The organism is Albimonas pacifica (assembly GCF_900113695.1).
Lineage (GTDB): Bacteria > Pseudomonadota > Alphaproteobacteria > Rhodobacterales > Rhodobacteraceae > Albimonas > Albimonas pacifica.
On record NZ_FOQH01000009.1, the window covers coordinates 210,435 to 223,121 of the forward strand.

Below are 12,687 nucleotides of genomic sequence, written 5' to 3' on the forward strand. Positions count from 1 at the left end.
CCCTTCAGAAATGGTAGGCGCGGCTGATCTCGCCCGACAGGCGGGCGTTGACGCCCAGCGCCTCGGAGACGAACTCGTGCAGCCCCTGCTGGAACACCTCGCCCATGGCGACCCCCTCCAGCCGGTCCATCATGGCCCGGGCGGTGTCGTGGCAGGCGTGGCGGTCGCCGTATTCCCGCTCCAGGCTGTTCAGCCCGGACAGGATCTGGCGGTAGCAGTAGCTCAGCGAGCGCGGGAACTTGCGGTTCAGCAGCAGGAAGTCGGTGATCTGCCAGGGCGCGTAGTCGCCGCGGTAGACATGGTGGAAGGCCCGCGTGGCGGAGGTCGCGTGCAGCACCGAGGTCCACTGGTGGTGGTCCCGGCCGCCGCCGACCACGTCGGTCTCGGGCAGCAGCACGAAATACTTCACGTCCAGCAGGCGCAGGGTCATGTCGGCGCGCTCGACGCAGCCGCCGATGCGCATGAAGTCCCAGCCGTCGTTGCGCAGCATCGAGGTCTGGGCCGCCCCGCGCAGCAGGTTCGCCCGCCGCTTGGTCCAGTCCAGCAGCTCCGGCAGCTCGCGCCGCAGCGAGGCGGCGGTGTCGTCCACCCCCTCCAGCCTGCGCCAGCCGTCGTTGAGCGATTCCCACATCTCGCGGGTCAGCGCGGTGCGCACCGCCTTGGCGTTGGCCCGCGCCTGCGCGAGGCAGGAGCGGATCGAGTTGGGGTTTTCGGGATCCAGCACCAGCGCGCGCGCCGCCTGCACCTCCGAGATCCGCTCGCCGGGCCCGAACAGGTCCGAGCAGCCGCAGGAGGCGACGACCGAGCGCCACTCGTCCCGCTCCCCCGCGCCGGGCAGCATCGCCATGCGCTGCCCCATCTCCATCAGGCGGGCGACGGATTCCGCGCGCTCGATGTAGCGCGACATCCAGTAGAGGTTCTCGGCCGTCCGGCTCAGCATCTCGACATCCCCTCGCCGCTGGCGGCGATCGTTCCCGCGCCGCTTGCGGCGATCGTTCCCGCGCCGCTCCCGGCGTGCGTTCCGGTTCCCGTCATTCGCTCAGCACCCAGGTGTCCTTGACCCCTCCGCCCTGGGAGGAGTTGACCACCAGCGAGCCCTCGCGCAGCGCCACGCGCGTCAGCCCGCCCGGCACCAGCCGCATCTGCTGGCCCACCAGGCAGTAGGGCCGGAAGTCGACATGGCGCGGCGACACGCCCCCCGGGGCCAGCGTCGGCGTGGCCGAGAGGTCCAGCGTCGGCTGGGCGATGAAGTCGGAGGGGTCGGCCTCGATGCGCTTGGCGTAGGCCTCGCGCTCCTCCTTGGTGGCCTTGGGCCCGATCAGCATCCCGTAGCCGCCCGAGCCGTGCACTTCCTTGACCACCAGCTCGTCGAGATGCTCCAGCACGTACTTGCAGCTGTCCGCCTCGGCGCAGCGCCAGGTGGGCACGTTCTCGAGGATCGGGGTCTCGTTGAGGTAGAAGCGGATCATGTCGGGGACGAAGGTGTAGACCGCCTTGTCGTCCGCCACGCCTGCGCCCGGCGCCGAGCACAGCGTCACCCCGCCCGCGCGGTAGGCGTCGAAGATGCCGGGCACGCCCAGCAGGCTGTCCGGCCGGAAGCTGAGCGGGTCGATGTAGTCGTCGTCGATGCGCCGGTAGATCACGTCGACCCGGGTCGGGCCGCGGGTGGTGCGCATCCACACCTTGCCGTCGTCCACGAACAGGTCCTGCGGCTCCACCAGCTCGACCCCCATCAGGTCGGCGAGGAAGGAGTGCTCGTAATAGGCCGAGTTCAGCGGCCCCGGCGTCATCACCACGCAGTTGGGATCGCCCTTGCAGGCCGGCGGCGCGACCTCCTCCAGCGTCTTGCGCAGCTCGTCGGGATAGTCGTCCACCGGCTCGACGAGGCCCCCGTCGAAGAGCTCGGGGAACATGCGCATCATGATCTCCCGGTTCTCCAGCATGTAGGAGACGCCGGACGGCGTGCGGCAGTTGTCCTCCAGCACCTGGAACGAGCTCGGGCCCGTGCGCACGATGTCGATGCCCACGATGTGGGAATAGACCTTCCCCGGCGGCTCGACGCCCATCATCTCGGGCAGGAAGGCCTTGTTGCGGTAGACGAGCTGCGCGGGCACCACGCCCGCGCGCAGGATCTCGCCACGGTGGTAGACGTCGTAGAGGAAGGCGTTCAGCGCGCGGGCCCGCTGACGGATGCCCCGGTCCAGCCGGCGCCACTCGGCGGCGGCGAAGACGCGGGGGATCAGATCGAAGGGGATCAGGCGTTCCGGATCGCCGCCCTCTCCGTAGACCGCGAAGGTGATGCCGATGCGGCGGAAGATGGCCTCGGCCTCCTCCGATCGGCGGTGGAGAAGCTCGACCCCGGTGGCCTCGAGCCATTTCGCGACGTCCTCGTAAGGTTCGCGAAGCTTGCCGTCCGATCCGGACATCTCGTTGAACACGGTCCGTCCCCTGCCGTTTGCCTAAAGCCTTAACACGGAGCCAATCAGAGACGCGGAAGCAGGCAAGGTCAAGGGCGCCCCGATCCCGCCCCCGCGCCCCCGGCGCGGCGCGCCGCCGCAAGCCGCCCCCGCCGGGCCGCGCCCCGCCGCCGCCGGGGCGGCCCGCGGGGCGCCGGCGCGGGGCGCCCGGTCCGCCGTCGCCCCCGGCGGCACGATTCCTGCTGCGGCACGATTCCTGCTAGGGTCCGGGGCGACGGCCTGCCTCCGGTTTCACCTGCCGGCGGCCGGTATGCGTCGATTTCGCCCAGCCTGCCCGGCGACAATCGTTCACGCCGGGTCTATAGGAGGGGCCCCGAACGCTCCGCGCCCTCCCGGACCCGCCGGACGGGCGCGCCCGAACCCACCGCGATGGGAGCCATCATGCGCCGCCTCCGCAACGTCAAGATCGTCGCCACGCTTGGCCCCGCCTCCTCCGACCGGACCGTGATCCGCGCCCTGGTCGAGGCCGGGGCGGACGTGTTCCGCCTGAACATGTCCCACGGCAGCCAGGAGGAGATCGCCGCGCGCCACCGCATCATCCGCGAGGTGGAGCATCAGACCGGCCGCCCGATCGGCATCCTCGCCGACCTGCAGGGGCCCAAGCTGCGCGTCTCCCGCTTCAAGGACGGCAAGGCCGAGCTGCAGGACGGCCAGAAATACCGCATCGAGCTGGGCAAGGAGCTCGGCGACGCCGAGCGCGCCTTCCTCCCCCATCCCGAGATCTTCAAGGCGCTCAAGCCCGGCTCGCGCCTGCTGATCAACGACGGCCAGATCCGCCTGCGGGTCGAGCAGTGCGACGCGAAATCCGCCGACGCCATCGTCGAGGTCGGCGGCACGATCTCCGACCGCAAGGGCGTGAACGTGCCCGACGTGGTGCTGCCGATCCCCGCCCTGACCGCCAAGGACAAGGACGACCTCGAGTTCGTGTGCAACCTGGGCGTCGACTGGCTGGCGATGAGCTTCGTGCAGCGCGCCGACGACGTGGCCGAGGGCCAGCGCCTGGCCGCCGGGCGCGCCGCCGTGCTCGCCAAGATCGAGAAGCCGGCGGCGGTGGACGACATCGACTCGATCCTCGCCGAGGCCGACGGGATCATGGTCGCGCGCGGCGACCTGGGCGTCGAGATGCCGGTCCACAAGGTGCCCGTGATCCAGCGCCGCCTGATCACCACCGCCCAGCACGCGGGCAAGCCGGTGATCGTGGCGACCCAGATGCTCGAGAGCATGATCAACGCCCCCGTGCCCACGCGGGCCGAGGTCTCGGACGTCGCCACCGCCATCTACGACGGCGCCGACGCGGTGATGCTCTCCGCCGAATCCGCCGCCGGCGACTATCCGGTCGAGGCGGTCGCCACGATGAACTCGGTCGCCGAGGAGGTCGAGCGCGACCCCCATTTCCGCGTGCGGATGGAGGCGCTGCGCCCCGCCGCCCGTCCCCGCGTCGCCGACGCGATCGCGGCGGCCGCGCGCGAGGTGGCCGAGACCACGGACATCAAGGCCATCGCCTGCTTCACCCACGGCGGCACCACCGCCCAGCTGGTGGCCCGCGAGCGGCCCCGCGTCCCGATCCTGGCCCTGACCCCCTCCACCCGCTCCGCCCGCCGCATGGCGCTGGTGTGGGGCATGCACTGCATCCTCACCCACGAGGTGGAGCGCTTCAAGCTGGCGGTGGTCTCCGCCGCCCGCGCCGCCCGCGACCACGGCTTCGCCACCGAGCAGGACCGCATCGTGGTCGTCGCCGGCATCCCCTTCAACGTCGCCGGCACCACCAACATCCTGCGCGTCGCCCCCGTCGACGAGCGCCTGATCTACGAGGGCGAGCCCGAGTAACCCTCCCCCTCCTCCCGAGGGCGCGGCCCCCGCGCCCTCGCTCCCCGATCCCTCCCCCACGCCCGCCCCACGCCCCCGCGCCGCAAGCGCCTCCGAGAGCGCCTGTTCTCCGGAGCCGTCCATCGCGGATGCCGATCAGAGCGAGTCGCCCCCGGGGGTCAAGGATCGCGCAGCGACCCCGCGAAGCGGGGCTTGTCCTTGACCCCCGGGGGCGACTCGCTCAGGCATCGGAGGCGATGGACGGCTCCGGAGGACAGGCGCGGGCGTATTGTTCTCGGGTGAGTCAGGAGCCCGCCGGAGGCTCCCCCGCCGCCCCCGCTTGACTCCCGCCCCCGCATCCGCCATAGCCCGCCCTCCTGAGACGGGAGGGCCGGCCGGTACGGGCTGCCGCGTCCTTCCAGAACAGCCTCCGCCGGGATCGCCCGGGCCGGGGGCGCCCCTTTCGAGGAGCCGAAAATGCCCAAGATGAAGACCAAGGCCTCTGCCAAGAAGCGCTTCAAGGTGAGCGGTTCGGGCAAGGTCATCGCCGCCCAGGCCGGCAAGCGCCATGGCATGATCAAGCGCTCGACCAAGTTCATCCGCAACGCGCGCGGCACCACGGTGCTGTCCGATGCGGACGCCAAGATCGTGAAGCTGTACCTGCCCTACGCGCGCTGAGGAGTCTGAGGGATGTCCCGAGTCAAACGCGGCGTCACCGCCCACGCCCGCCACAAGAAGGTCCTCGACGAGGTCAAGGGCCACTCCGGCCGTCGGAAGAACGTCTTCCGCATCGCCAAGCAGTCGCGCGACAAGGCGCAGGAATACGCCACCCGCGACCGCAAGCGCCGGAAGCGCACGTTCCGCGCCCTGTGGATCCAGCGCATCAACGCCGGCGTCCGCGCGATCGACGCCGACCTGACCTATTCGCGCTTCATCAACGGCCTGGCCCTGTCGGGCATCGAGGTGGACCGCAAGGTGCTCTCCGATCTCGCCATCCGCGAGCCGGAGGCCTTCGCCGCCATCGTCGCCAAGGCCAAGGCCGCCCTGGCCTGACCGCCGGCGCGACCGTCTGAATTCGACGCCCCGCGGGACCTCCCCGCGGGGCGTTCTCGTTCGCCCGCCGGACAGGGCGCTCCGGCCCGCCGCTCCCCCCGGGGCGCAGCCCGTCGACGGGGACGCAGGGCGGGGCGGCCGCGGCCGCGCAGCGGACGCGCCGGGCCGCCCGCGTCCGCGGGCCTCAGGTCTCGGTGCGCAGGGGCGCCGCCGCCTTCTCCGCCGCCCGCCGCAGCAACGAGCGCCGCCGCCAGCGCCGCAGGTCGACGGGCAGGCAGCGCCCCTTGTCCTCCTCGAAATGGGCGTCGAGCCGCGCCGTCATCTCCGCGTCCAGCAGGTTCAGCGACAGCTCGTGATCCTTCAGCCGCGAGCGCTGGTTGAAGTTCGCCGAGCCGATCGAGGCCAGCCGCCCGTCCACCGTGATCAGCTTGGCGTGCAGCATCGTGGGCTGGAAGCGCATCAGGTTCACGCCGGCGCGCATCAGGTCCGACCAGAACTCCGAGCCCGCCAGCTCCGACAGGCGCTTGTCGATGATCGGGCCGGGCATCATCACCTCGACCTCCACGCCCCGCTCGGCCGCCTCGATCAGCAGCCGCGCCATGGTCGCGTCGGGCGAGAAATAGGGGGTGCAGATCCGCAGCCGCCGCCGCGCCAGCCGGATCAGGGCGTTGTGCAGCCGGGCGATGGAGTTCATCCCCACCGAGGCCCCCGCCGGCACCACCTGCACCAGCGCGCCCCCGGCCGCGTCCACTCCCGGCCGCGCGCGGGAGGGCGTGGGCGCCACCGAGAACAGCGGCCCCAGGTCGCCGCCCGCCTCCATCCAGTCCTCGTAGAAGGCCGCCCGCAGGCCGGCCACCGCCGGACCCCGGATCCGGAAATGGGTGTCGCGCCAATGCTCGGGCGCCTCGGCGTCGCCCTCCCATTCCGAGGCGATGCCGACCCCGCCCGCGAAGCCCACGCGCCCGTCGACGATCAGCACCTTGCGATGGGTGCGATGGGCGCTGCGCCACAGCCGCCAGGTGGTCAGGGGGCGGAACCAGCGCACCTGGACGCCGGCCTCCTCCATCATCCGCAGGTGCTCGCGGTCCATCGGCCGGGCCCCGAATCCGTCGAGCACCACCAGCACCTCGACCCCGGCGCGCGCCCGCTCGGCGAGCGCCTCGGCGAAGCGGTCGGCGATCTCGCCGGTCCAGTAGACGAAGGTCAGGAACTCGATCCGCCGCCGGGCCTGGGCGATGCCCTCCAGCATGGCGGGGAAGATCTCCACCCCGTTGCGCAGCACGTCGATGCGCGCGCCATGGCTGAAGGGGGCGCCCACCGCGCTCTCCAGCGCCAGCGCCAGCCGCCGGGCGGCGGGATCGTGCAGGGCGTGGGCGGGGCGCGACAGATTGGGCAGGTCCTGGGGCATGACGCTCGGTTCTGGCTGCGGAGAGGCGAAGACGTAGCATGGAAACCCGCCCCGAAGCGCGGATCGACGCAGATGTGGCGGCCGCGATGGGCGATGCCGCGGCCGGCTCTTGGCGAGACCGTGGCGGCCCCCCGCCCCCCCTGCCCCGCCCTCTCCCCTGGCGCGCCCTCCCCGCCGCCGCGCCCCGCGCCCGGGGACGACGCCGTCGACGGGGACGCAGGGCGGGGCGGCCGCGGCCGCGCAGCGGACGCGCCGGGCCGCCCGCGTCCCCGGCCAGACGGCGCAGGGACTCGCCCCCCGCCCCGCTTCGCGCTAGGGGGAGCGTCATGAGCACGCCCCCCGCCGACCCGATGGACATCTTCCTCGCCGCCCCCCCGGGGCTCGAGCCCGCCCTGCTGGCCGAGGCGAAGGCCGCGGGCTTCGCCGCCCCCCGCGCCGTCCCCGGCGGGGTCGAGACCTCCGGCCCCTGGTCCGAGGCCTGGCGCGCCAACCTGGTCCTGCGCGGCGCCTCGCGCGTGCTGGTGCGGGTGGCGAGCTTCCGCGCCCTGCACCTCGCCCAGCTCGACAAGCGGTCGCGAAAACTCGACTGGGCCGCGATCCTGCGCCCCGACCAGCCGGTCCGCGTCGAGGCGACCTGCCGCAAGTCGCGCATCTACCACGCCGGCGCCGCCGCCCAGCGCATCGCGCGCGCCATCGAGGAGGAGCTCGGCGCCCCCGCCGCCTTCGTCGGCGGCCACGGCGGCGAAGCCGCCATCCGTAACGCCGCCGGCGAAGCCGCCATCCGCAACGCAGCCGGCGAAGCCGCCATCCGCAACGCCGCCGGCGACGGAACCGCCCGCGAGGCCTCCGGCGAGACCTTGGACGCGGACGGCCCCGCCCCCCTGCGCGTCATGGCCCGCATCGACAACGACCTCGTCACGATCAGCCTCGACGCCTCGGGCGAGCCCCTCCACCGCCGCGGCCACAAGCCCGCCGTCGCCAAGGCCCCGATGCGCGAGACGCTGGCCGCGCTCTTCCTCCACGACTGCGGCTACGACGGGTCCGAGCCCCTGCTCGACCCGATGTGCGGCTCCGGCACCTTCGTGCTCGAGGCCGCCGAGCTCGCCGCCGGCCTCGCCCCCGGCCGCAGCCGCCCCTTCGCCTTCGAGCGTCTCGCCAGCTTCGACCCCGCCGCCTGGGCCGGGATGAAGCGCGCCGCCGCCCCCTCCCCGGCCCCCGTGCCCGAGCGCCGCTTCCACGGCTCCGACCGCGACGACGGCGCGATCCGCGCCGCGACCGCCAACGCCGAGCGCGCGGGCCTCGGCGACTGGACCGAGTTCCGCCGCCTCGCCGTCTCCGACCTCGAGCGCCCCGCGGGCCCGCCCGGCCTGGTGATGGTCAACCCGCCCTACGGCGCGCGCATCGGCGACAAGGGCCCGCTGAAGGGCCTGCACGCCGCCCTGGGCCGCACGCTTCTGGAGCGCTTCTCCGGCTGGCGCGTGGGCCTCGTGACCTCCGAGGCCGACCTCGCCCGCGCCACCGGCCTGCCGTTCCTGCCCCCCGGCCCGCCGGTCCCCCACGGCGGCCTCAAGGTGCGCCTGCACCGCACCGCGCCCCTGCCCTGAGCTCGGGCGCCGACGCGGGCCCGCGCGCCCTGCGCCGGCCGGTCGAGCGGCTTGCGTCGGCTCCTCTCCCGGCGCAGTCTCCGCCCCGAAATCCGGCCAACGGACCCTTCGGGAGGAGCCCCATGAACCAGCACGCCCCCGCGCAGAGCGCCCTCGTCACCTATCGCCACTTCATCGACGGGGCCGAGGTCGACCCCGCCGGCGGCGAATGGCTCGACAGCTCCGACCCCTACCGCGACGCGGTCTGGGCCAGGATCCCCCGCGGCACGGCCGCCGACGTGGACCTCGCCGTGAAGGCCGCCAGGCGCGCGATGGAGGAGGGCCCCTGGGCCACGATGTCCCCCTCCGCCCGCGGCAAGCTGATGCGCAGGCTGGGCGACCTCGTCGCGCAGAACGCCCGGGCGCTGGCCGAGGTCGAGGTCCGCGACAACGGCAAGCTGATGTCCGAGATGCTGGGCCAGCTCAACTACCACCCCGAGTGGTGGTATTATTACGCGGGCCTCGCCGACAAGATCGAGGGCGGCGTGGTCCCGATCGACAAGCCCGGCCACTTCGCCTTCACCGACCACGAGCCGGTGGGCGTGGTGGGCTGCCTGACCGCCTGGAACTCCCCCCTGCTCTTCGTGGCCTGGAAATGCGCCGCCGCCATCGCCGCCGGCTGCGCGGTGGTGGTGAAGCCCTCCGAGTTCGCCTCCGCCTCCACCCTCGAATTCGCCAGGCTCACCAAGGAGGCCGGCTTCCCCGACGGCGTCTTCAACGTGGTCACGGGGCTCGGCGCCGAATGCGGCGCGGCCCTGGTCGACCACCCCGACGTCGCGAAGATCACCTTCACCGGCTCCGACGCCACCGGCCGGCTGATCTACTCGCAGGCCGCGAAATCGATGAAGCGGGTGAGCCTCGAGCTCGGCGGCAAGTCCCCCAACATCATCTTCGAGGATGCCAACATCGACGCCGCCGTCGCCGGCGCCGTCTCGGGCATCTTCGCGGCCACCGGCCAGACCTGCATCGCGGGCTCCCGCCTGCTGGTGCAGAACTCGATCAAGGCCGAGGTGACCGCGAAGCTCGTGGAGATGGCGCGCTCGGCCAAGATCGGCGACCCGATGGCGCCCGAGACCAACATCGGCCCCGTCACCACGCCCCCCCAGCACGCCAAGATCCTCGACTACATCGAGGTGGCGAAGGCCGAGGGCGCCACGCTGATCGCCGGCGGCGCGGCCTCGGACGCCGGGCGCTGGTTCGTGCAGCCCACGATCTTCGCCGACGTGACCAACGACATGCGCATCGCGCAGGAGGAGGTCTTCGGCCCGGTCCTCTCGATCATCGGCTTCGACGACGAGGCGGAGGCCGTGCGCATCGGCAACGACGTGATCTACGGCCTCGCCGCGGGCGTGTGGACCCGCGACATCGGCCGCGCCCACCGGATGGCGAAGGCGCTGAAGGCCGGCACGGTCTGGATCAACACCTACCGCGCGATCAGCTACATGATGCCCTTCGGCGGCATGAAGCACTCCGGCCTCGGCCGCGAGAGCGGCATCGACGCGATCAAGGAATACCTCGAGACCAAGGCCGTCTGGATCTCCACCTCCGACGCCGCCCCCGGCAACCCGTTCGTGATGCGCTGACCCCGGGCCGCGGGCCCTCGGCCCGCCCTGCCCATCCCGCGCCCCGGCCCGCCGCAAGCGCGCCGGGGCGCGACGCCGGCCATGCCTCGCCAAGCGCCTGTTCTCCGGAGCCGTCCGTCGCGGATGCCGATCAGAGCGAGTCGCCCCCGGGGGTCAAGGATCGCGCAGCGACCCCGCGAAGCGGGGCTCGTCCTTGACCCCCGGGGGCGACTCGCTCAGGCATCAGACGCGATGGACGGCTCCGGAGGACAGGCGCGTGGCTTGTTCTTGGGTGAGTCAGGAGCCCGCCGGAGGCTCCTCCATCCGCCCGTTCTTCCTATCGCCCGAGACGGGCGCCCCGCAGCCAAGCCCGCCCGCAGGGCGCCTGCAGACCGCTCGCCCGCCTTCAGTCCCACCACCGGTCGATCGTCGCGATGCGCTCGTCCGACCAGCCGAAGTGGTGGGCCAGCTCGTGCACCAGCACATGGGCGACCAGCGCCTCCAGCGTCACGTCCCCGCGGTCGATCCATTCGTCGAGGATCGGCCGGCGGTAGAGCCACACCGTGTCCGGCGGCCCCGGCAGGTCGTCGTGGCGCCGCTCGGTCAGGGCGACGCCGTCGTAAAGGCCGGTCAGCTCGAACGGATCCTCGATGCCGAGGTCGTCGAGCACCTCCTGCGAGGCGAAGTCCTCGACGCGCAGCAGGAACGGCCCCGCCGCCTGCAGCGCCCAGTCGGGCAGCGCCGCGACCGCCGCCTCGGCCAGGCGCTGCACGTCCTCGAGCGAGGGCGCGAGGCCCGTCTGCGCGCCGCTCACCGGCCCCGCCTCCCGGCCCGTGCCGCGCCCGCGCGCGCCTTGCCTGCGGCCTTCGCCCTGGCGGCCATCGCCTCCTCCGTCTTCGGCTTGCATCTCCCGCGCACTCGGCGACGGATGGCGGACGAGGTCAAGGGGCGGGCCCGCGGCCCCGGGCTGCGCATCGCGCAGCCGCCCCGACCCTCCGGCCTCCGGCCCGCCCCGGGGCGCCGGCGAAGGCCCGTCGCCGCGGCGGGGCGGAGGCGGGCGTCGCGTCCTCAGGCTTCCGGGGCCTCTCCCGCCTCCATGCGCTGGCCTGCGAGCCCAGGGCCGCGGTCCCGCCTCGCCGGACGCCCTCAGCCCTCGCGGGCGAGGTCCAGCAGCCGGGCCAGCACGCTCGCCTTGCGGGCGGTGGCGGGCACGCCCAGCGCCGCCTCGGCGCCGGGCGCGAATTTCGAGCGGCCGACGCCCGCGGGCGCGTGCAGCGCCAGCCAGCGCCCCTCCAGCCGCCAGGCCTCGCCGGGGGCGGCCAGCGCCGCCAGCCGCTCCAGCCTCGGCGCAGGGGGCGGGGCGGCGGTCACCCAGACATGGGTCTCCTCCCGCGGCCAGCCGGGGGGGAGCGCGTCGAGGATCGCGGCCAGGGTCCCGACCTCCAGCGCCATGGCGGCGGGGGCGAAGCCCGCGCGCGCCGCCACGGCGGCGCAGACGCGCTCGGCGAGCGGTCCGGCCGCCGTCTCCTCGTGGTCGAAGACCGCGTTGCCGGACTGGATCAGGGTGCGCGGGTTGCGCGCGCCGCTCTCGACGAGGGCTGCGCGCAGCTCGGCCATGGGCAGCCGGCCATGGCCGCCGACATTGACCCCGCGCAGCAGCAGGACCCAGCGGGTCAGGGCCACTTCGCCTCGGGGGGCATCGACATCAGCACCGCCTCGATGTTGTGCCCCGTCTCCAGCCCGAAGCGGGTGCCGCGGTCCCACACGAGGTTGAACTCGGCGTAGCGGCCGCGGCGGATCAGCTGGTGCTCGCGGTCCTCGGGGGTCCAGGGCTCGGCCCGGCGCCGCTCGGTGATCGGCAGGAAGGCGTCGAGGAAAGCCCGCCCCACGTCCTGCGTGAAGGCGAAATCCGCCTCCCAGTCGCCGGTGCACAGGTCGTCGTAGAAGATCCCGCCCACGCCCCGCGGCTCGCGCCGGTGGCGGTTGAAGAAATACTCGTCCGCCCAGGCCTTGAAGCGGGGGTAATAGGCCGGGTCGTGCCGGTCGCAGGCGGCCTTCAGCACGCCGTGGAAGAAGGCGGTGTCCGCCGCCACCTCCCGCATGGGATTGAGGTCGGAGCCGCCCCCGAACCACCAGGCCGTCGGGGTCCAGAACATCCGCGTGTTCATGTGCACCGCCGGACATTTCGGCGAGCGCATGTGCGCCACCAGGCTGACGCCCGAGGCCCAGAACCGCGGATCCTCGGCCAGCCCCGGGATCTCGCGCCGCGCGCTGAGGCTGCGCTGGGCCTGCTCGCCCAGCCGCCCGTGCACGGCCGAGACGTTGACCCCCACCTTCTCGAAGAGCCGCCCCCCGCGCATCACCGACATCAGCCCGCCGCCGCCCTCGGATCCGTCCTCGGATTCGCGCCGCGTCTCGGTGCGCTCGAACCGGCCGGGGGGCAGGTGCGAATGCGGGCCGTCGGGGAACGCCTCGGCCTGCGCGTCCTCCAGCGCCTCGAAGGCGGCGCAGATGCGGTCGCGCAGGGCGGCGAACCAGTCGGCCGCGCGTGTCTTTTCGGCCTCGCCGACCGGCTGAATCGTCAGGGTCACGAAACGTCCTCCCGTTTGTCGTTGATCCATTACGTTTCCTCGCTAGCTTCGCGCAACCTCGCCGAGGCCCCGCGATTCCTGCGGGGCGTGCCGGCGCGGTCGGCGGCGCGGCATCCTCTCCCCCTTCTCGGCCCCTTGCGGGCGCCG

General features: G+C 73.3%; 11 protein-coding genes. 5 read left to right on the forward strand and 6 right to left on the reverse strand.

Translation table 11 applies throughout. The annotated features are described in order from the left end of the window. Positions 1-4: 4 nt before the first annotated feature. Together BM064_RS19895 and BM064_RS19900 are read right to left on the reverse strand one after the other, a co-directional pair. Entirely contained in the window at positions 5-940 is a 936-nt protein-coding gene (locus BM064_RS19895; RefSeq protein ID WP_092862689.1) for an alpha-E domain-containing protein, read from the reverse strand. 91 nt (positions 941-1,031) lie between these two features. Continuing rightward, positions 1,032-2,426, reverse strand: coding sequence for a circularly permuted type 2 ATP-grasp protein (locus BM064_RS19900; protein ID WP_092862989.1), 1,395 nt, complete (start codon positions 2,424-2,426; stop codon positions 1,032-1,034). Between the two features lie 432 nt (positions 2,427-2,858). On the opposite strand from BM064_RS19900, the gene pyk reads away from it, so the two are divergent. From pyk to rplT, 3 genes are all read left to right on the forward strand, one after another. After that, on the forward strand, positions 2,859-4,304 hold the full coding sequence (gene pyk, locus BM064_RS19905; protein WP_092862692.1) for a pyruvate kinase: 1,446 nt from the start codon (positions 2,859-2,861) through the stop codon (positions 4,302-4,304). A gap of 456 nt (positions 4,305-4,760) precedes the next feature. Beyond that, positions 4,761-4,961 carry a 50S ribosomal protein L35 gene (gene rpmI, locus BM064_RS19910; protein ID WP_092862695.1) on the forward strand — a complete coding sequence of 67 codons (201 nt, stop codon included), beginning with the start codon at positions 4,761-4,763 and terminating at the stop codon, positions 4,959-4,961. A 12-nt stretch (positions 4,962-4,973) separates the two neighbouring features. Further along, positions 4,974-5,336 (forward strand): 50S ribosomal protein L20, encoded by a 363-nt coding sequence (gene rplT, locus BM064_RS19915; RefSeq protein ID WP_092862698.1) that lies wholly within the window; start codon positions 4,974-4,976, stop codon positions 5,334-5,336. Between the two features lie 184 nt (positions 5,337-5,520). On the opposite strand, the gene BM064_RS19920 is transcribed toward rplT, so the two are convergent. Further along, positions 5,521-6,744 carry a phospholipase D-like domain-containing protein gene (locus BM064_RS19920; RefSeq protein ID WP_092862701.1) on the reverse strand — a complete coding sequence of 408 codons (1,224 nt, stop codon included), beginning with the start codon at positions 6,742-6,744 and terminating at the stop codon, positions 5,521-5,523. A gap of 326 nt (positions 6,745-7,070) precedes the next feature. Here BM064_RS19920 and BM064_RS28135 point away from each other — a divergent pair, with 326 nt between their 5' ends. Both BM064_RS28135 and BM064_RS19930 read left to right on the forward strand, forming a co-directional pair. After that, positions 7,071-8,348 (forward strand): THUMP domain-containing class I SAM-dependent RNA methyltransferase, encoded by a 1,278-nt coding sequence (locus BM064_RS28135; RefSeq protein ID WP_092862704.1) that lies wholly within the window; start codon positions 7,071-7,073, stop codon positions 8,346-8,348. Positions 8,349-8,470: 122 nt separating this feature from the next. Continuing rightward, positions 8,471-9,970, forward strand: a complete 1,500-nt coding sequence (locus BM064_RS19930; protein ID WP_092862707.1) for an aldehyde dehydrogenase — start codon at positions 8,471-8,473, stop codon at positions 9,968-9,970. 385 nt (positions 9,971-10,355) lie between these two features. On the opposite strand, the gene BM064_RS19935 is transcribed toward BM064_RS19930, so the two are convergent. The 3 genes from BM064_RS19935 to hemF form a co-directional block, all read right to left on the reverse strand. Next, positions 10,356-10,763, reverse strand: a complete 408-nt coding sequence (locus tag BM064_RS19935) for a metallopeptidase family protein (RefSeq protein WP_245779225.1) — start codon at positions 10,761-10,763, stop codon at positions 10,356-10,358. Positions 10,764-11,095: 332 nt separating this feature from the next. Beyond that, the gene (locus BM064_RS19940; RefSeq protein ID WP_177236335.1) at positions 11,096-11,632 is read right to left on the reverse strand and encodes a DUF1697 domain-containing protein; all 537 of its coding nucleotides are present in this window, start codon (positions 11,630-11,632) and stop codon (positions 11,096-11,098) included. Beyond that, positions 11,623-12,540: an oxygen-dependent coproporphyrinogen oxidase gene (gene hemF / locus BM064_RS19945; RefSeq protein WP_245779226.1), complete on the reverse strand. Its 918-nt coding sequence runs from the start codon at positions 12,538-12,540 to the stop codon at positions 11,623-11,625. The genes BM064_RS19940 and hemF overlap by 10 nt, the downstream gene beginning before the upstream one ends. Positions 12,541-12,687 lie beyond the last annotated feature (147 nt).

Bases quoted from the DNA above. Each gene is read 5' to 3' on its own strand.
- BM064_RS19895 (WP_092862689.1), bottom strand. From the start codon at position 940: ATGCTGAGCCGGACGGCCGAGAACCTCTACTGGATGTCGCGCTACATC.
- BM064_RS19900 (WP_092862989.1), bottom strand. From the start codon at position 2,426: ATGTCCGGATCGGACGGCAAGCTTCGCGAACCTTACGAGGACGTCGCG.
- pyk (WP_092862692.1), top strand. From the start codon at position 2,859: ATGCGCCGCCTCCGCAACGTCAAGATCGTCGCCACGCTTGGCCCCGCC.
- rpmI (WP_092862695.1), top strand. From the start codon at position 4,761: ATGCCCAAGATGAAGACCAAGGCCTCTGCCAAGAAGCGCTTCAAGGTG.
- rplT (WP_092862698.1), top strand. From the start codon at position 4,974: ATGTCCCGAGTCAAACGCGGCGTCACCGCCCACGCCCGCCACAAGAAG.
- BM064_RS19920 (WP_092862701.1), bottom strand. From the start codon at position 6,744: ATGCCCCAGGACCTGCCCAATCTGTCGCGCCCCGCCCACGCCCTGCAC.
- BM064_RS28135 (WP_092862704.1), top strand. From the start codon at position 7,071: ATGAGCACGCCCCCCGCCGACCCGATGGACATCTTCCTCGCCGCCCCC.
- BM064_RS19930 (WP_092862707.1), top strand. From the start codon at position 8,471: ATGAACCAGCACGCCCCCGCGCAGAGCGCCCTCGTCACCTATCGCCAC.